Source organism: Neoroseomonas lacus (assembly GCF_014644535.1).
In the GTDB taxonomy this organism is placed as follows: Bacteria; Pseudomonadota; Alphaproteobacteria; order Acetobacterales; family Acetobacteraceae; genus Neoroseomonas; species Neoroseomonas lacus.
Genome location: NZ_BMKW01000007.1, coordinates 183,595 through 201,015, shown reverse-complemented (window position 1 = coordinate 201,015; position 17,421 = coordinate 183,595). Strand labels below are relative to the sequence as shown.

The window sequence follows — 17,421 nt, the reverse complement described above, 5'->3', positions numbered from 1 at the left end:
ACATGGATTTCGATCTTTCCGAAGACCAGCGGCTTCTGCAGGACAGCCTGGCGAAGCTACTGAAGGACAAGTACGGCTTCGAGCAGCGCAAGGGCTACATGGCCTCCGCGACCGGGTGGTCGCGCGAGGTCTGGGCCGCCTATGCCGATCTCGGGCTGCTGGCGATGCCGTTTGCCGAGGATGATGGTGGGCTCGGCTACGGTGCCGTCGAGACCATGATCGTCGCCGAGCAGATGGGGCGTTCGCTGACGCTGGAACCCTTCATGTCCACGGTGGTGATGGGGGGTGGTTTCCTGCGTCATGGCGCCACCGCCGAGCAGCGCGGTGCGATGGTGCCGAAGATTGCCGAGGGCAAGATGCTGCTTGCCTTCGCGCATACCGAGGTGCAGTCGCGCTTCGACCTGCATGACGTCGCCACCTCCGCGAAGAAGGAGGGCGATGGCTGGGTGATCGAAGGGCGCAAGGGCGTTGTCGTGCACGGCGACACGGCGGACGAGCTGATCGTCACCGCGCGCGTTGCGGGTGCACGGCGCGATCGCGATGGGATCGAGGTGTTCCTCATCCCCGCCGATGCGACCGGCGTGTCACGGCGCGGGTTCAAGACCTCGGACGGGCAGCGCGCCGCGGACATCACCTTCGACCATGTGAAGGTGGGTGCCGAGGCGAAGCTGGCCGGTGGCCTGGCGCTGGTCGAGCGTGTGGCGGATGAGACCATCGCGGCGCTCTCGGCCGAGGCGATCGGCTGCATGGAGGCGGCGAAGGACCTGACCGTCGATTACCTGAAGACGCGCAAGCAGTTCGGGCGGGCGATCGGGACGTTCCAGTCGTTGCAGCATCGTGCGGCGGAGATGATGGTCTGCCTGGAGCAGGCACGCTCGATGGCGATGCTGGCGGCGATGACGGCGAGCGAGAAGGACGACGCCGAACGGCGCCGCCTGATGCGCGCGGTGAAGGTCGAGATCGGCCGCAACGCGCGCTTCGTCGGGCAGCAGACGGTGCAGATGCATGGCGGCATCGCCATGACGATGGAGTATGCCGGCGGGCATTATCTCAAGCGGCTGACCGTCATTGAGAACATGTTTGGGGATATGGACCACCACCTTGCGGCGCTGAGCGAGGAAGGTGGGGTGTTTGTGGCGGCTTAGGTAGAAGGAAGGTCGGGGAAGAGAACTCCCCCGATCCCCCTCCTTTTTCTATCGATTGGCGCCGAACTCCGACGTCAGTTTCCAACAGACAAGAAACGATGGGGGATTCGGGGGAGGTGTTCCTCCCCCGACCTTTCTCATGCGTGCAGCGCCGCCCAAACCTTCTCCGGCGTCGCCGGCATGTTGATGTGCTTGCCGCCCAGCGCATCCGAGATCGCGTTCATCACCGCCGGCAGCGACCCGGCGCAGCCGGCCTCGCCGCAGCCCTTCGCGCCGAGCGGGTTGGTCTTGCACGGGTCGGGCGCGCTTTCGAAGCCGAAGCTCGGCAGGTCGTCGGCGCGCGGCAGGCCATAATCCATGTAGGAGCCGGTCAGGGGCTGGCCGTCCTCGGAATAGACGACGTGCTCGAGCAGCGCCTGGCCGATGCCCTGGACGATGCCGCCATGCGCCTGGCCCTCGACCAGCAGCGGATTCACGATCACGCCGAAGTCGTTGACCGAGAGATAGCGGTCGATCTTCACGATGCCGGTGTCGGGGTCGATTTCGACCTCGCAGATGTGGCAGCCATTCGGATAGGCCATCGGCGCTTCGTTGAAGACCGTGCGGCTGTCGAGCGCGTTGGGTACGTCCTGGGGCAGGGGGCCGATGGTGCGCAGCTTGGCGGCCAGTTCCATGATGCCGATGCCGCGATCGGTGCCGGCGATGGCGAAGCGGCCATCGGCGAATTCGATGTCCTCGGCGGCGGCTTCAAGGACGTAGCCGGCGGCCTTGCGGCCCTTCTCGATGACCATGTCGGCGGCTTCGAGGATGGCGGCGCCCGAGGCCATCAGCGACTTCGACCCGCCGGTGCCACCGCCGGCGATCAGCCGGTCGGAATCGCCCTGCACCAGCTTGATGCTGTCGAAGGGCACGCCGAGCTTCGCGTGCAGCACCTGGGCGAAGGGCGTCCAGTGGCCCTGGCCGTAGTCGAGCGTGCCGGTGACGATGGTGACGGAGCCATCCTCCTCGAAGACCAGCTCGCCCTGTTCCTTCATCGGCGGCGCGGTGCATTCGAGGAAATTGCCGATGCCGCGGCCGCGCACCATGCCGCGTGATTCGCTCGCGGCCTTGCGGGCGGCGTAGCCATTCCAGTCGGCCGCGGCGAGCGCCTTGTCGAACAGCGCGGAAAAGTCGCCGGAATCGTAGACGGAGCCGGAGGGCGCGCTGAAGGGGAACTGCGCCGGCTTGATGTGGTTCAGCTTGCGCAGCGCGATGGGGTCGCGGCCCATCTCGCGGGCGGCGGTCTCGATCAGCCGCTCCATGAAGTAGTTGCCCTCGGGACGGCCGGCGCCGCGATAGGCGGAGACCGGCGTGGTGTTGGTGACGACGTTCTTCGTCTCGACCAGCAGCAGCGGCGTCGCGTAGTTCGACTGGATGTTCTTCGAGAAGTTGCCGGTGCCCATCAGGTTGCCGACGGTCGAGAGGTAGCCGCCCATGTTGCCGTAGGAGACCAGCTTCACCGCCAGGAACTTGCCCTCCGCATCGAGCGCGAGGGAGGCTTCCACCTCGTGGTCGCGGCCGTGACAGTCGGAGAGGAAGGCGCCGGAGCGGTCATCGGTCCACTTCACCGGGCGGCCGAGCAGCTTCGCCGCATGCAGGACGCAGGTGTATTCCGGATAGGCGCTGGCCTTCATGCCGAAGGAGCCGCCAACATTGCCGGTGAGGATGCGGAGCTTTTCGACCGGCACCTTCAGGATGTCGTTGGCCATCTGGTTGCGCAGGCCGAAGACGCCCTGGCTGCCGACATGCAGCACGTAGCGGCCGTCGGCGGCGTCCCATTCGCCGATCGCCGAGCGCGGCTCCATCGAGCAGACGACGATGCGGTTGTTGCGGATCGGCAGGGTGGTGACATGCGCCGCCTTGGCGAAGGCTTCGGCGACCTTGTCGGCGTCGCCGAAGCGGAAGTCGAGCACGACGTTGCCGGGGATGTGGTCGTAGAGTTGGGGCGCGCCTGGGGCGGCGGCGGCGGAGGCCTCGGTCACGGCATCGAGCGCGTCGATCTCCATCTCGACCGCCTCGGCGGCGTCGCGGGCCTGCAACTTGGTCTCGGCGACAACGAAGGCGACCGGGTCGCCGACGAAGCGCACCTTGTCGGCGGCGAGCGGCCCGCGCAGGACGTTGATCAGCGGGCTGCCATCCTTGTTCTTGAGCGGCAGCACGCTGCGCATCGGGCCGTATTCGGCCATGTCGGCGGCGGTGTAGACGCCGAGCACGCCGGGCATAGCCTTCGCCGCCTCAGTGCCGATGGCCTTGATCACGCCATGGGCGTAGGGGCTGCGCACCATGACGCACCAGGCCTGACCGGCGACGGAGAGGTCATCGGTGTAGCGGCCGCGGCCCTGCAGCAGGGTCGGGTCCTCCTGCCGGGGCACGGGCTGCCCGATCCCGAACTTCATCGTGGTGGGATCGGCCAGGTTGATGTCGGGCATGGAGGGCCTCAGCGGCTGTGAACGTTCACTCCCTAGGTTAGGCGCTGTTTGCTGCACTGCAACCCGGTAGCGGCCTCAACCGAGCGCCTGGCGGGTCCAGTCGAGGATCCGGCTGGTCGGGATGGCGCCGGCCTGGCGGGCGACCTCCCGCCCCTGGCGGAACACGGCGAGTGTCGGGATGCTCTGGATGGAGAGTTCCTGCGCCAGGGTGGGCGCTTCCTCAGTGGAGACCTTCACCAGCCGGACTTGCGGTTCGAGCGTCGGTGCCGCCGCCGCGAAGGCCGGCGACATCGCCCGGCAGGGGCCGCACCAGGAGGCCCAGAAATCCACCAGCAGTGGGATGGAGGAGGCACGCAGATGCTTGCGGAAGCGTGGCTCGTCCAGTGCCACGGGTTCGGCGGTGAACAGGGGGCGGTGACAGGCGCCGCAGGTGGGGTGGTCGGCGAGGCGGGCGGCCGGGACTCGGTTCACCGCGTCGCAATGCGGGCAGACGATCTGCAAGGGGTCGGTCATGCGGGGGGCTCCAGGCGCGTGATGATTATTGTCGCGCGGTTGGTGACGGGCTGCCTTGCGCCGGCGCAAGCGGCGGCTTGACCCCCGCGCGGGCCTTGCCGAGTGTCGCCACGGCTTGGGAGGGCAGCATGGGGCGGATCACCGTCGTCGGTTCTTATAATCGCGACACCGTGTTGGCGGTCCCGCGCTTTCCGCAACCCGGGGAGACGCTGGCGGCGACGGGCATGACGCGGTTCCATGGTGGCAAGGGCAGCAACCAGGCTGTTGCGGCGGCGCGGGCCGGGGCCACCGTGACGATGGTGGCCGCGATCGGGCGGGATGCGGCCGGGCAGGGGGCGCTCGCGCTTTGGGCCGAGGAAGACATCGATGCCCGTGCCGTCATGTCCCTGGATGGAGTGCCGACCGGCGAGGCGTTGATCCTGGTCGATGAGCAGGGGGAGAATGAGATCGTCCTGGTCGCCGGGGCCAATGGGGTGTTGGCGGCGGAGGGGGCGGCCGGTGCCGTGGCGGGGGCGGCGTTGGTGGTGGCGCAGCTTGAAACGCCGCTCGGTGTCACGGAGGCGGCCTTCCGCGCCGCTCGGGCGCGGGGCATCGCAACTTTGCTTAATGCAGCGCCGGCGCGCGACTTGCCGGACGGGTTGCTGGCGCTGACCGACATCCTGGTGGTGAACGAGACGGAGGCGGCGCTGATGCTCGCCCGCACGGCGGCGCCGGGGGCGTTGGCGGCTGCGCTGGCGCCGCGGCATGCGCGGGGGGTGGTGCTGACGGCCGGGGCCGGCGGGGCCTATTGGGCCGGGCGGGACGGCGTGGTTGTCCATGTGCCGGCGCTGCCGGTCGAGGTCGTCGACAGCACGGGCGCCGGGGATGCCTTCATCGGCGCTTTCGCCGCGGCGCTGGTGGAGAGGGCGCGTGAATCGGAGGCCTTGCGCCGGGGCGTGGTGGCCGGGGCCTTGGCCTGCGGCGTGGCGGGGGCGGTGCCGTCGCTGCCGCGGCTGGCGGCGATCGAGGCGGCGGCCGCTCAGTACCGGTAGGCGGCGTAGGGGTCCGGCGGCGCGACGTAGGGCTGCGGCTGCCAATAGGAGCCCGGCGGCGCCTGGTAACTCTGCGGCGGCGGTCCCTGATAGGGGACGGGCGCAGTGACGTAGCCCTGGTTCGGCGGCGGGTAGTAGGTCTGCGCGCCGACCGGTGCCTGGGAGTAGGCGGGCGGGTACGGCGCCTGGGTATAGCCGGGCTGTGGTGCGTAGCCTTGCTGGCCATAGCCCTGGGGCGGATAGCCGCCCTGGTATTGCGGCTGCTGCGGCGTGGTGGCGGCACCAAGGGCCGCGCCACCCAGCCCGCCGGCAAGGGCACCGATGGCCAGGCCGCGGGGCCCGCCGGCGATGCCACCGATCGCGGCGCCGGTGCCGGCGCCGATCAACGCACCGCCGGCGGCCCGCTGGCCGGGGTCGTAGGGGTTGCTGCAGGCCGCGAGCAGGGCGATCAGCCCCAGCGGCAGGAGACGTATCGACAGCGCCATGGCGCGATCCTTTATGCGGGAATGCCCGTCAGTCTGGTCCAAGGTGGTTCAGCATGGTGGCAGGGGTGTGGCGGCCTCAGCGGGGTGAAAGGCTACCGGCACAACTGGGCCGGGCGCTGATTGAGTGGCGGGACGAGAGGGCGACCGGGCGGCAAGGGGCGTTCGACGCAGCCGTTGATGGTCGGGGTGGGGGGAACCCCCAGGCGGTCGCGCCTGGCGGCATCGGCCGGTGCGGGCCGGGCGGACGATACCAGACTGGCGGACCGACCGGGACCCAGCCATAGGTCAGCGAGGTCTCCGAGGGTGGCTGCGGCCGCGGCGGGGCCTGCGGTGTAGCGACCGGCCGGACGGCGTGTTCGGGTGGCGTCGAGGCAGGACCATAGATCACCCGTGGTTCGGCCTCGCCATAGATGACGCGTGGCAGGGCCGGTTCCGGCGCCTGCACGGCGGCGGGGCCGCCGAGGGTCAGCAGGGCGAGCAACGCGGCGGCAGGGCGATCGCGACGGGCCATGGGGTCGGCCCCATGCTAGAGCAGATCGCGATCAGGCGGAATCACCAGATCGAGTGAAAATTCTTGTAAAAACAATAGGCTAGAGAGGGTTCTGTTGGCTGGAGCGTCCAGATGCCGCTCCAGCACGCCGACGCCGCTCCCGGCGCTGCGAAGCACTTCAACTCCATACGAGGCGGTGCCTCAGACCGGGCGATCGCCCTTCTCCACGCGCAGGGTTCGGTTGTCGGTGCCCGGCAGCATCCGCGCGGGGTCGCGGGTGACATGGACGTCGAGGACGGTCGGGCTGTCGGTATTGGCGAGGCCTTCGCGGATGGCGGCGGCGAGCTTGCCCGGGTCTTCCACGCGAATGCCGTGGCAGCCGAAGGCGCGGGCGGCGGCGGCGTAGTCGGTTTCGGCGAGTTCGGAGGACTGGTAGTTGCCCGGGCCGTAGACCGCGTGCTGGAGCGCCTTCACATAGCCCGAGGCGCCATTGTTGAAGACGCAGAGCACGTAGTTGGCGCCGACGCGGCGGGCGGTCTCGATCTCGCCGATCGTCATGTTGAAGCCACCATCGCCGGTCAGGCCGACGACGCGGCGCTTCGGGCCGGCGGCCATCTGCGCGCCCATCGCACCCGGCGCGCCGTAGCCGATGGAGGCGAAGCCCCGATCGGCGATGAAGTGGCGGCCCGCGCGCTTGGTGTCGAACAGCAGGCCGCCCCAATGGCCGGCGAACCCTCCATCGGCGACGAGGATGTCGTCCTCGGCCATGGCCATGTTCAATTCGTTGATCAGGCGGCCGACATTGATCGGGGTCTCGTTGGATTCGAGGCGGTCGGCGGCGCCGACGCGCCAGGCGGCCATGCGCGGGGCGACGGCGTCGGCGAAGTCGGCGCGGCCGTCGGGGAGCGGGGCTTGCGGCATAGCGGCGAGCAGGTCTTCGAGCGCCAGCTTAGCGTCGGAGGCGAGGGCGACGTCGGCGCGGGTGGTGCGGCCAATTTCCTCCGGCACGATCTCGATATGCACGATGGGGATGCCGGCCGGCATCAGGGCGAAGCGTTTGGTGGCGATCTCACCGAGCTTACAGCCGACCACGATGAGCAGGTCGGCCTCCGCCACGAAGTCGTTGGCGATGCGCGAGTAGCGGCCGAAGACGCCGGCCGAGAGCGGATGGGTGCAGGCGATCGCGCCCTTGCCGGACATGGTGTGGGCGACGGGGATCTTCTGCGATTCCGCGAGAGCGAGCAGGGCGTCATGCGCGCCGCTGATATGGATGCCGCCGCCGACCAGCAACAGCGGGCGCTTCGCCTTCGCAAGCAATGCGGCGGCGCGGTCGAGTTCTGTAGGGTCGGGGCGGGTGCGGCGCGCCTGGGCCTGGAGGGTGCCGGGGTCGGCCCAGATCTCGTCGGCGGCGAAGCTGTGTTCGCCGTGGCAGACATCTTCCGGCACGTCGAGCACGACAGGGCCGGGGCGGCCGGAGGTGGCGACGGCGAAGGCACGGCGCACCATTTCCGGGATGCGCTTGGTGCTCTCGACGCGGATGAGTTCCTTGCAGGCGGGGCGGAGGATTTCCACCTGGCGCGCTTCCTGAGTCATGTTCTTCCAGGCGTGGTCGCGATTGGCGTCGCCCGTGATCGCGACCAGCGGGATGCCGGCATTGAGCGATTCCACCAGGCCGGTGACGAGGTTCGTCGCCCCCGGGCCAAGCGTTGCGTCCACCACCCCGGGGCGGTTGGTCACCCGCGCCCAGGCATCGGCGGCGAAGGTGCCGCAGCGTTCGTCGTTGATCAGGTAGTGCTTGAGGCCGAGGCTGCGCACCGCTTCGTAGAAGGGCAGCAGCTGGAAGCCGCCCATGCCGAACATCGGCCCGACCTGATGGGCCTGGAGCATGCGCGCGAGTGCCTCGCCACCCGTGATGGTCAGCGTCGTGTTGGAATTGGTCACGCGGGGCGGTCCTTCGTGCTGGCTTCGGCGAGCAGGGTGATGGCGTCGCGGACCGTGCCGCCGGGCTTGAGCCCGAGGAAGGCGGCGCGGGCATTGACGCTGGAGACGATGCCGGTCTCGACAGCCGAACGGCCATCGCCGATGCGCGCGGTCCAGACGGAGTAGGTGGCGGCGGCGATGCCGCGCGCATCGAGCGCGGGCAGCCGCGTGAAGCCGGCGCCGTCGATGCCGCCATCGGCATCGTTGTAGAGCGCGGCGAAGACGGCGGCGCGCGCCGCGGTTTCGGGCCGGCCGCCGAGCAGCCCGCCATGGCTGCCGGTGACGACGACGGTGCCGTCATCGTCGGGCGTCATCAGCGAGTTGGAATCCATCGCGGAAGCACGGGCGCGGCCGGGGACCTCGATGGGGAAGCGGGATTCGACGCTGTCGGGAGCATCGGCCGGGTAGAGCGGTGCGGCGGCGAGGCGGCGCGCGGCTTCGCGGCACCACATGCCTGGTTCGATGCCGAGCGCGGCGGCGGCGCTATTCACATGGCTGACGAGGCCGCGGCCGAGAAGGTCGAAACCGTCCCCGATGCGCGCGCTGCGATGCGAACAGCAGGCGGCGGGAATGCCGAGGGGCTGCAGGTAATCCAGCCCGGCAATACCGGCGGCACCGAGGCCAAGGCCGGCATCGTTAAGCAGCACGCCGGCGACGCGCGCCTTGGCCGCGAGATAGGCGGCATAGACCCCGCCATGGGAGCCACCGACGATCACCCGCCCTTGCGCCTCCGGCCCCAGCCGGGTGACGCTGTCCACGACAATGAGTCGGTCCAGCATGTCCACGTTTCCTTCTCCCTCCTCGGGAGTAGAGCGCGGCGGCAGGGCTGGCAACAGGGGAGAAAACGGCATGCCTGGCAGGTCCAACGAGACGGCTCGGCGCATCGCGATGCTGCGCGACATGGCGCGCATCCGGGCCTTCGAGCAGGAGGCCGTCGCCGCGATGCGTTCGGGCGAGGCGCCGGGGGTGGTGCATCCCTCGATCGGGCAGGAAGGCGTGGCGGTTGGGGTCTGTTCAAATCTGAAGCGGGCGGACCGGATCACCTCGACGCATCGCGGGCATGGGCATGCCATCGCCAAGGGGGCGGATGCGCGAGCGATGATGCTGGAACTGCATGGCCGCGCCGGCGGGTCCTGCGGCGGCAAAGGCGGGTCGATGCATATCGCCGATTTCGCGGTGGGGATGCTGGGCGCGAACGGCGTGGTGGGGGCGGGCATTCCGATCGCCTGCGGCGCCGCGCAGGCGATCCGACTGACCAAGGAAGACGCGATCGTGGCGTGTTTCTTCGGCGATGGTGCGGTCAATCGCGGGCCGTTTCTCGAAGGGATGAATTGGGCGGCGCTGTATCGGCTGCCGGTGCTGTTCGTTTGCGAGGATAATGGCTTCGCCGCCTTCACGCGCAACAGCGCGGTGACGGCGGGTGGCGGGCCGGCGGTGCGCGCGGAAGCCTGCGGCGTGCCGGCGACAGCGGTGAATGGCGAGGATGCGTTGGCGGTGGATGCCGCCGCATCGGAACTGGTGGCGCGCATCCGCGGTGGTGCGGGGCCGCAATTCCTGCATGCCAAATGCTATCGCTGGGAGGGGCATACCGGCACAGACGTCGCGGCGTATCGACCGGCGGAGGAAGCGGCCGCCGCGCGCGAGCGCGACTGCATCCGGCGGCTCGCCGCGGTGCTGGAGGCGGAGGGCGTCCCGGGCGCCGAGATCGCCTCCATCGAGGCGCAGGCGGTGGCGGAGATGCAGGGGCATCGCGGCGCGGCGATGGTCGCGCCCTGGCCCGATCCGGGGGCGGCCTTCAGCGATGTGCAGGATGCGGGAGCGCCGGCATGACCCGCATGACCTTCGCCGAAGCGGCGCGCCGCGCGCTGGCCGAGGAGATGCGGCGCGACCCGTTGGTCTGGGCGCTGGGGGAGGATCTCGTCCAGGGTGGCATCTTCGGTCAGTACAAAGGGTTGGTGGAGGAGTTCGGCACGGAGCGCATCGTCTCCACGCCGATTTCGGAGAGCACCATCATGGGGGCCGGGCTCGGCGCGGCGCTGTGCGGCACGCGGCCGATCGTCGAGATGCGGATCGCCGATTTCACGCTGTGCGCGATGGATGAGCTGGTCAGCCAGATCGCCAAGGTGCGCTACATGTTCGGCGGGCAGGGGCGCGCCTCGCTGGTGGTGCGCATGCCGCAGGGGATGTGGCGCAATTCCGCAGCGCAGCACAGCCAGTGTCTGGAAGCCTGGCTGACGCATATTCCGGGGCTGGTGGTGGTGGCACCCGGCACGCCGGCGGATGCGGCGGGGCTGTTGAAATCGGCGATCCGGTCGGATGATCCGGTGGTGCTGATGGAGCCGAAGAATCTGTGGACCGCGGAGGGCGAGGTGGCGGATGACGCCGCGCCGATCCCGTTCGGTGTTGCGCGCCACGCGGCTTCCGGCGACGCGGCGACGGTGGTGACCTGGTCGGCCTGCGTGCCGGTGGTCGAGCAGGGCGCGCGGGAGTGTGGCATCGCCTGCGACGTATTCGACCTGCGCAGCCTGTGGCCGTGGGATGAGGCGGCGGTGGTCACCTCCGTCCGGCGCACCGGGCGACTGCTGGTGGTGCATGAAGCGGTCACGGTGTCGGGCTTCGGGGCGGAGGTGGTGGCGCGCGTCGTCGAGGCGGTCGGGACCGGTGGGCTGCGGGCGGTGGAGCGGCTGGGCGCGGCGCGGGCGCCGGTGCCGTTCAGCCCGCCGCTCGAGAATGCGATGCGGATCACCCCCGCCCGCGTCGCGGAGGCGATTCGGCGCGTGGCCGGCGCCTGACGCGAGGCAGGGCTTTTCACGAGCGGGTCTGTGCGCGCATGCTGATCGTCGCGTCGCCGGCGGGCGGAGCAAGGCGTGCTCGCGCTTGCGGGGCGCCGTTGCTTGTGCACATTTCGGCACCATGACCTTGAAGGAGGCAGTCGCATGAGCATTCAGATCGGCCAGACCGCACCGAATTTCGACGCCGAGACCACCCAGGGGCGCATCAATTTCCATGAATGGATCGGCGACGGCTGGGCCATCCTGTTCAGCCATCCGAAGGACTTCACGCCGGTCTGCACCACCGAGCTCGGCACCATGGCGGGGCTGAAGCCGGAATTCGACAAGCGCAACACCAAGATCATCGGCCTGTCGGTCGATCCGGTGGGCGAGCACAGCCGTTGGGCGGACGATATCCGCGAGGTGACCGGCCATGCGGTGACCTATCCGATGATCGGCGATACGACGCTGGAAGTCTCGAAGCTGTACGGGATGTTGCCGGCGGATGCGGGCACCAGTTCTGAAGGGCGCACGGCAGCGACAAACCAGACGGTGCGTGTCGTCGTCTTCATCGGACCGGACAAGATAGTGAAGGCCTATCTCGCCTATCCGATGACGGCAGGGCGCAATTTCGACGAGGTGCTGCGGCTGCTCGACAGCCTCCAGCTCACCGCGAAGCACAAGGTGGCGACGCCGGCGAACTGGAAGCATGGCGAAGACGTGATCATCGCCGGCTCGGTCAACAATGAGGATGCGAAAAAGCTGTTCCCGCTCGGCTGGAAGGAACCTAAGCCGTATATCCGCATCGTCCCGCAGCCGTGATCGCTGCGCGCGGATAATCCTCGCAACCGACCGATCGGTCGGTGCATGCTTCCTCCCAATGAGACGTTGGGAGGAACGGCATGGACGGTTCGACGGGCCGGCGTTTGATGCTGGCCATCTCCGGGGCGGCGATGCTCGCACGGCCGGCCTTGGCGCAGTCACGCTATCCTGACCGGTCCATCCGGGTGCTGGTGCCGTGGACGCCGGGCGGTGCGACCGACATCCAGATGCGGTCGATCTGCGACCAGGCGTCCAGGCGGCTTGGCCAACCCGTCGTTGTCGAGAACAAGCCGGGTGCCTCCGGCACGCTCGGCGCGCTGTACATGGCGCGGGAAGGGCGGCCGGATGGCTACACCATCGGGCAGATGCCCAACGGGACCTTCCGCATGCCGGCGATGACCGAGCGGCCGCAATGGGACCCGATGCGGGACTTTTCCTGGATCATCCGGCTGGTCGGTTATATGGGGGGGGTGGTGGTGCGGCCCGATTCCCCGTGGCGCGACATGCGCGACGTGGTCGCCTATGCGCGGGCTAATCCGGGCAAGATCAGCTACGGCACGCCGGGGGCGAACACCACCGATGTCCAGATGACGCGCTTCGCGCGGCTGGCCGGGATCGACTGGGTGCCGGTGCCGTTCCGCGGTGCGGCGCCCAATTTGCAGGCGCTGCTGTCCGGCGACATCCATTTCTCTGCCGAGACCAGCGCCTGGGCCGACATGGCGCTGGAGGGTCAGGTGCGCGTGCTCGGCGTTTGGATGAGCGAACGCGCAGCGCGATTCCCCGAGGTGCTGACCTTCCGCGAGCAGGGCTTCGATGTGCTGGGTGAGAGCACCTACGGCGTCGCCGGTCCGCGTGGCATGGACCCCGGCGTGGTGCGCATCCTGCACGACGCCTTCAAGGAGGCGCTGTACGACCCGGCGCATCTGGCGACCATCGCGCGCTTCGACATGCCGGTGCGCTATCTCGGCACCGAGGACTACGCCACGGCGGCGATGCTGCAGAATGAGGAGGAGAAGCGCACCGTCCAGGAACTCGGGCTGCGCGCTTCCTGACGGCTACATCAACCCCATCGCTCGCGGCAGACCGAGGGCGAGTTCCGGCATGGCCATGACGGCCGCGGCGGCGATCGTCATGGCGAGCACCAGCCAGGTCACCCAGGGGATGGTGCTTTCCATCGACACCCCGGCGATCCGGCAGGACACCATGAGGTTCACCGCCATGGGTGGGGTGAACTGGCCGATGGCGATCATCATGGTGAGCACCACGCCGAACCAGGTCAGGTCCCACTGGAAGGTGTTGGCGATGGGCAGCAGCACCGGCAGCAGGATCAGGAAGATCGAGATGCCGTCGAGGAACATGCCGACGATGATGAGGAACAGCGTCAGCATCACCAGCGTTCCGGACGAGCCGTAACCGAGCCCGACGACCCAATCGGCGATCGGCTGCACGATGCCGAGCGTGCTGGTGGACCAGGCGAAGACCGTGGCGAGCGCCACGACGATCAGGATCACCGCAGAGACCTCGCCGGCCTCGACCAGCATTTCATAGACGTCGCGCAGGGTGAGCGTGCGGTAGATCACGAAGCCGACGAACAGGCCGTAGAAGACGGCCATCACCGCGGCCTCGGTCGGCGTGAAGACGCCGATGCGCATGCCGCCCAGGATCACCACCGGCGCGAGCAGGCCCCAGAAGGCTTCCTTGAAGGTGGCCCAGACCTGCAACACCTCGCGCTGGCGCGCCTTGCCGCCGAGATCGTTCAGGATCGAGAGGATGACGACGGCGACGATGATCGACAGGCCGGCGAGGATGCCGGGGATCATTCCCGCCGCGAAGATCGCCGGCACCGAGACGCCGGGCACCAGCACCGCATAGACGATGAAGGCGACCGAGGGCGGGATCAGGATGTCGGTCGCGGCCGCGGCGCCGACGGTGCTGGCGATGAAGGCGCGCGGGTAGCCGTCCTCGACCATGCTGCGGGTGACGACCTGGCCGACGGCGGCGGAGGTCGCCGGGCCGGAGCCGGAGATGCCGCCCATGACCATGGCCACCAGCACGGCGACGGAGGCGAGAGCGCCGCGCCCCGCGCCGACCAGCGCGGTGGCGAAGCGGACCAGGCGCAGGGCGACGCCGGTGCGGTCGAAGACGCTGCCGACGAGGACGAACATCGGAATGGCGATCAGCGGGTATTTCGCGATACCGGCGTAGACATTGGTGGGCATCGCCATGATGGACTGGTCGGCGAGCCAGATGGCGAAGGCGCCGGCGAGGCCGAGGCAGACGCCGATCGGCACGCCGATGATCATCAGCAGCGCGAAGCCGGCGAAGAGCGTGACGGGGATCATGGCTCAGCCATCCTCGCCACGCGCGAGACGGACCAGGCGACCGGCGGCGCGCGCGATCACCAGCAACGAGAGCAACGGCATCATGCCGGTGTAGATCCATTGCGGATTGCCCAGGCCGTTGGAGAGCACCTCGAAGCGGTACTCGTCGCGGGCGAGGGAGGCGCCGAAGACGGCGAGCAGGCCGAAGCAGGCGATGCTCAGCAGCAGTGCCAGGATTTCGGCGCGGCGCCGGGTGGCGGGCGAGAGCAGGTCGGTGAAATACGCGATGCGGATGTGACGGCCGCAGGCGATGGCGAGCGCCGTGCCGACCATCGCCACCACCACCATGAGCACCACCGAGTATTCCTCGGTGAAGGCAAGCGAGACGTTGCTGAGGTACCGCGTCGCGACATTCGCCGCGGTGATCAGCGCCATGGCGCCCATGGCGAGCGCCAGCAGCACCCGCTCGAAGGACAGTGGCACGAGCGTACGCGGTTCCGGCAGCGCGGCCGCCGGGTCGAGTTCGGCACTCACCGCCGCGTCAGGCCGTGGCGCGGCTGATCGCCGCCTGGGCTTTCTGCACCAGCGGCATGCCCACGGTCTGCGCCCATTTGTCGAAGACCGGGCGGGTGGCGTTGGCGAAGGCGGTCTTTTCGTCGGGCGTCAGTTCCGTCACTTCGACGCCGCGGCGGGCGCATTCCTCGAAGGCGGAGCGGTCGCCGCCGATGCCGGTGCCCTTGCGGGTGTCGGCGATCTGCTTGAGGGCGGCTTCGCGGGCGCAGGCGATGACCAGGTCGCGGTCGGCCGGGGCGAAGGATTCCATCACCTGCTTGGAGACCACGAAGATGCCGGCATCGGCGACGTAGTTCCAGATGGTCAGGTACTTTTGCGCCAGCGTGTCCATGCGGAAGGCGAGGAAGAGGTTGACCGGGTTTTCCTGCCCATCGACGGCGCCGGTCGAGAGGGCCGGCTGCAGGTCGGCGAAGGACATCTGCAGCGGGTTGGCGCCGAGGCCGGTGAAGATCTCGCTGAAGATGGCGCCGGCGGCGAAGCGGATCTTCAGACCGCGAAGGTCTTCCGGCTTGCGGACGACATGCTTGGAATTGGAGAGCTCGCGGAAGCCGTTCTCGCCCCATGCGACCGGGACGACATCGCGCGTCGCGAGCACGCGGAACAGGTCCTGGCCGACCTCGCCATTGATGATGGCGTCGAAGCCGCGATGGTCGCGCAGCAGGAAGGGCAGGGAGAACAGGTTCATCTCGCGCACCTGGGGCGAGATATTGATGGTGCTGAACACCGCCATGTCGATGATGCCCTGGCGCATCGCGACGAGTTCGCGGGTCTGGTCGCCGCCGACGAGCTGGCTGCCCGGATAGACCTTCACCTTGATGCGGCCGTCCGAGCGCTGGGTGACCAGGTCCGCCCAGTCAAAGGCACCGGCGGAGAGCGGGATGGGGCGGTTGCCGACCACGGAAAGCTTGTATTCGGCGCGATACTGGCCCTGGCCGAAGGCCGTGTAGGGCAACGCGAGGCCGGCCCCGGCGGCGCCCAGCAACAGCGTGCGGCGCGAGGCGCCGGGCATGGTCTTGGTCATCTGGCGTTGGCTCCCTTCGGTTGCGCCGCTGGCCGGCGCTTGCAGCGTAGAGTGACCCGGTCGGGCGTGCCGGGGCAAGCGCTTGCGGCGGACGCCACGGCGAGGCAGACCGGGGGCGGGAGGACACGCCACATGATCCCGACATCGAACCTGGCCAGCCTGTTGGTGCAGACGGCGCGGCGGCTGCCGGACAAGCCAGCTTTGATCTGGCGCGAGCAGTGCTGGAGTTGGTCGGAGCTGGCGGCGCGGGTGGCCGCGGCGGCCGGGGCGTTGCGTGCGCGGGGGATCGGCGCGGGCGACCGGGTGCTGGTGCATGCCCGCAATGGCAATGCCATTTTCGAATCCTGCTGGTCCTGCTGGCTGATCGGCGCGGTGTGGGTACCGACGAATTTCCGGTTGAGCCCGCCGGAGGCGGCGTATCTCGCGGCCAATGCGGGCTGCCGGGTGCATGTGTTCGACACGGCCTTTCCCGACCATCGCGCGGCGGCGCGGGCGGAGAATCCCGCCTGCGCGTTGGAGGTGGCGATCGGGGAGGGGGCTGGAATTTCCTGGGAGGATCTGGTCGCCGAGGGGGCCGCCGCGCCGGTGACGGAGACTGCTGCGGTCGATCGCGATCACCCAGCCTGGTTGTTCTATACCTCGGGCACGACGGGGCGGCCGAAGGGCGGGACGCTGACGCATGGGCAGCTTGCCTTCGTTGTGGTGAACCACATCGCCGACCTGATGCCGGGGCTGTCCGACCGCGATGCATCGCTGGTGGTGGCGCCGTTGTCGCATGGCGCCGGCATTCATGCGCTGGCTCAGGTGGCGCGGGGAGCGGTGTCGGTGCTGATGCCGGGGGAAAGGCTGGATGTGCCGGAGGCCTGGCGGCTTGTCGCGCAGCATCGGGTGACGAACATGTTCACCGTGCCGACCATCCTGAATGCGTTGTGTCGTGACGCCAGCGTGGATGCTCTCGATCACAGCAGCTTACGGCATGTGATCTATGCTGGGGCACCGATGTATCGGGAGGACCAGAAGCATGCCTTGCGCAAGCTGGGTTCGTGCCTGGTGCAGTATTTCGGGCTGGGGGAGGTGACGGGGAACATCACGGTGCTGCCGCCTGAATGGCACAGCGTGGAGGATGATTCGGCGTTTCCGATCGGGTCTTGCGGGTATCCGCGGACGGGGATCGAGGTGGCGATCCTCGACACGGCGTGCCAGCGGCTTGGCGCCGGGGAGACGGGGGAGATCTGCGTGCGAGGGCCGGCGGTGATGGCGGGGTATTTCGAGAATCCATCAGCCAATGAAAAGGCCTTTGCTGGCGGGTGGTTCCACACCGGGGATCTGGGGCATCTCGATGCGCGGGGGTTCCTGCACATCACCGGGCGGCAGTCGGACATGTATATTTCGGGCGGGTCGAATGTGTATCCGCGCGAGGTGGAGGAAGCGTTGCTGACGCATCCCGCCGTGGCAGAGGCCTGCGTGGTCGGTGTGCCGCATGAAAAGTGGGGCGAGACGGGCGTGGCCGTGTTGGTGGCGGCCGAGGGTGCCGTGGTGGATGTGGGGGCGGTGATGGCGCATCTGGATGGGCGGTTGGGACGGTACAAATGGCCGTCGCGCATTGTGGTGTGGAATGCGTTGCCGCGGTCGGGCTATGGCAAGGTGCCGAAGAACGAGGTGAAGCGCCTGCTGGCGGAGCGCGGCGAGGTGTCGTGATGACCCCTGCGGCCCGATGCCGTGCATCGGGCCGCAAGCGCACAGCGCGATCGCGCCCAGACCAACTGCTATCTCCTATTCGCCGGTCCAGGGCGCGAAAGCC

General features: G+C 68.9%; 15 protein-coding genes. 7 read left to right on the top strand and 8 right to left on the bottom strand.

What is annotated here, in order from left to right:
- Window positions 1-2 precede the first annotated feature (2 nt).
- Entirely contained in the window at window positions 3-1,145 is a 1,143-nt protein-coding gene (locus tag IEY36_RS15250; RefSeq protein WP_188968095.1) for an acyl-CoA dehydrogenase family protein, read from the top strand.
- Between the two features lie 137 nt (window positions 1,146-1,282).
- Here the strand turns inward: IEY36_RS15250 and IEY36_RS15245 are convergent, their stop codons facing one another.
- The gene (locus IEY36_RS15245) at window positions 1,283-3,613 is read right to left on the bottom strand and encodes a xanthine dehydrogenase family protein molybdopterin-binding subunit (protein WP_188968093.1); all 2,331 of its coding nucleotides are present in this window, start codon (window positions 3,611-3,613) and stop codon (window positions 1,283-1,285) included.
- Window positions 3,614-3,688: 75 nt separating this feature from the next.
- Complete coding sequence (gene trxC / locus IEY36_RS15240; protein WP_188968091.1) at window positions 3,689-4,126, bottom strand: thioredoxin TrxC; 438 nt, start codon at window positions 4,124-4,126, stop codon at window positions 3,689-3,691.
- Window positions 4,127-4,254: 128 nt separating this feature from the next.
- On the opposite strand from trxC, the gene IEY36_RS15235 reads away from it, so the two are divergent.
- Complete coding sequence (locus tag IEY36_RS15235; protein WP_188968089.1) at window positions 4,255-5,157, top strand: ribokinase; 903 nt, start codon at window positions 4,255-4,257, stop codon at window positions 5,155-5,157.
- Here IEY36_RS15235 and IEY36_RS30645 read toward each other — a convergent pair.
- From IEY36_RS30645 to IEY36_RS15220, 3 genes are all read right to left on the bottom strand, one after another.
- Window positions 5,145-5,642: a hypothetical protein gene (locus IEY36_RS30645; protein WP_229681337.1), complete on the bottom strand. Its 498-nt coding sequence runs from the start codon at window positions 5,640-5,642 to the stop codon at window positions 5,145-5,147. The genes IEY36_RS15235 and IEY36_RS30645 overlap by 13 nt on opposite strands.
- Before the next feature lie 691 nt (window positions 5,643-6,333).
- Window positions 6,334-8,073, bottom strand: coding sequence for a thiamine pyrophosphate-binding protein (locus tag IEY36_RS15225; protein ID WP_229681336.1), 1,740 nt, complete (start codon window positions 8,071-8,073; stop codon window positions 6,334-6,336).
- The gene (locus tag IEY36_RS15220) at window positions 8,070-8,891 is read right to left on the bottom strand and encodes a hypothetical protein (protein WP_188968087.1); all 822 of its coding nucleotides are present in this window, start codon (window positions 8,889-8,891) and stop codon (window positions 8,070-8,072) included. Before IEY36_RS15220 ends, IEY36_RS15225 begins: the two co-directional genes overlap by 4 nt.
- Window positions 8,892-8,961: 70 nt before the next feature.
- On the opposite strand from IEY36_RS15220, the gene IEY36_RS15215 reads away from it, so the two are divergent.
- The 4 genes from IEY36_RS15215 to IEY36_RS15200 all read left to right on the top strand — a co-directional run bounded on the left by IEY36_RS15215 (window position 8,962) and on the right by IEY36_RS15200 (window position 12,757).
- Window positions 8,962-9,942: a thiamine pyrophosphate-dependent dehydrogenase E1 component subunit alpha gene (locus tag IEY36_RS15215; protein ID WP_188968085.1), complete on the top strand. Its 981-nt coding sequence runs from the start codon at window positions 8,962-8,964 to the stop codon at window positions 9,940-9,942.
- Window positions 9,939-10,904 (top strand): alpha-ketoacid dehydrogenase subunit beta, encoded by a 966-nt coding sequence (locus IEY36_RS15210; RefSeq protein WP_188968083.1) that lies wholly within the window; start codon window positions 9,939-9,941, stop codon window positions 10,902-10,904. The genes IEY36_RS15215 and IEY36_RS15210 overlap by 4 nt, the downstream gene beginning before the upstream one ends.
- A gap of 144 nt (window positions 10,905-11,048) precedes the next feature.
- Window positions 11,049-11,705 carry a peroxiredoxin gene (locus tag IEY36_RS15205; RefSeq protein ID WP_188968081.1) on the top strand — a complete coding sequence of 219 codons (657 nt, stop codon included), beginning with the start codon at window positions 11,049-11,051 and terminating at the stop codon, window positions 11,703-11,705.
- Between the two features lie 80 nt (window positions 11,706-11,785).
- Window positions 11,786-12,757: a tripartite tricarboxylate transporter substrate binding protein gene (locus tag IEY36_RS15200; protein ID WP_188968079.1), complete on the top strand. Its 972-nt coding sequence runs from the start codon at window positions 11,786-11,788 to the stop codon at window positions 12,755-12,757.
- Between the two features lie 3 nt (window positions 12,758-12,760).
- Here IEY36_RS15200 and IEY36_RS15195 read toward each other — a convergent pair whose 3' ends face one another.
- From IEY36_RS15195 to dctP, 3 genes are read right to left on the bottom strand one after another with little or no spacing between them, the layout of a single operon-like run.
- A complete protein-coding gene (locus IEY36_RS15195; RefSeq protein ID WP_188968077.1) occupies window positions 12,761-14,047 on the bottom strand; it encodes a TRAP transporter large permease in 1,287 nt (428 codons plus the stop codon).
- A 3-nt stretch (window positions 14,048-14,050) separates the two neighbouring features.
- Window positions 14,051-14,560 (bottom strand): TRAP transporter small permease, encoded by a 510-nt coding sequence (locus IEY36_RS15190; RefSeq protein WP_229681335.1) that lies wholly within the window; start codon window positions 14,558-14,560, stop codon window positions 14,051-14,053.
- Between the two features lie 7 nt (window positions 14,561-14,567).
- Window positions 14,568-15,620, bottom strand: coding sequence for a TRAP transporter substrate-binding protein DctP (gene dctP, locus IEY36_RS15185; RefSeq protein WP_229681334.1), 1,053 nt, complete (start codon window positions 15,618-15,620; stop codon window positions 14,568-14,570).
- Window positions 15,621-15,671: 51 nt separating this feature from the next.
- Here dctP and IEY36_RS15180 point away from each other — a divergent pair, with 51 nt between their 5' ends.
- On the top strand, window positions 15,672-17,318 hold the full coding sequence (locus tag IEY36_RS15180) for an acyl-CoA synthetase (RefSeq protein WP_268238129.1): 1,647 nt from the start codon (window positions 15,672-15,674) through the stop codon (window positions 17,316-17,318).
- Window positions 17,319-17,421 lie beyond the last annotated feature (103 nt).

Bases quoted from the DNA above. Each gene is read 5' to 3' on its own strand.
- IEY36_RS15250 (WP_188968095.1), top strand. From the start codon at position 3: ATGGATTTCGATCTTTCCGAAGACCAGCGGCTTCTGCAGGACAGCCTG.
- IEY36_RS15245 (WP_188968093.1), bottom strand. From the start codon at position 3,613: ATGCCCGACATCAACCTGGCCGATCCCACCACGATGAAGTTCGGGATC.
- trxC (WP_188968091.1), bottom strand. From the start codon at position 4,126: ATGACCGACCCCTTGCAGATCGTCTGCCCGCATTGCGACGCGGTGAAC.
- IEY36_RS15235 (WP_188968089.1), top strand. From the start codon at position 4,255: ATGGGGCGGATCACCGTCGTCGGTTCTTATAATCGCGACACCGTGTTG.
- IEY36_RS30645 (WP_229681337.1), bottom strand. From the start codon at position 5,642: ATGGCGCTGTCGATACGTCTCCTGCCGCTGGGGCTGATCGCCCTGCTC.
- IEY36_RS15220 (WP_188968087.1), bottom strand. From the start codon at position 8,891: ATGCTGGACCGACTCATTGTCGTGGACAGCGTCACCCGGCTGGGGCCG.
- IEY36_RS15215 (WP_188968085.1), top strand. From the start codon at position 8,962: ATGCCTGGCAGGTCCAACGAGACGGCTCGGCGCATCGCGATGCTGCGC.
- IEY36_RS15210 (WP_188968083.1), top strand. From the start codon at position 9,939: ATGACCCGCATGACCTTCGCCGAAGCGGCGCGCCGCGCGCTGGCCGAG.
- IEY36_RS15205 (WP_188968081.1), top strand. From the start codon at position 11,049: ATGAGCATTCAGATCGGCCAGACCGCACCGAATTTCGACGCCGAGACC.
- IEY36_RS15200 (WP_188968079.1), top strand. From the start codon at position 11,786: ATGGACGGTTCGACGGGCCGGCGTTTGATGCTGGCCATCTCCGGGGCG.
- IEY36_RS15195 (WP_188968077.1), bottom strand. From the start codon at position 14,047: ATGATCCCCGTCACGCTCTTCGCCGGCTTCGCGCTGCTGATGATCATC.
- dctP (WP_229681334.1), bottom strand. From the start codon at position 15,620: ATGACCAAGACCATGCCCGGCGCCTCGCGCCGCACGCTGTTGCTGGGC.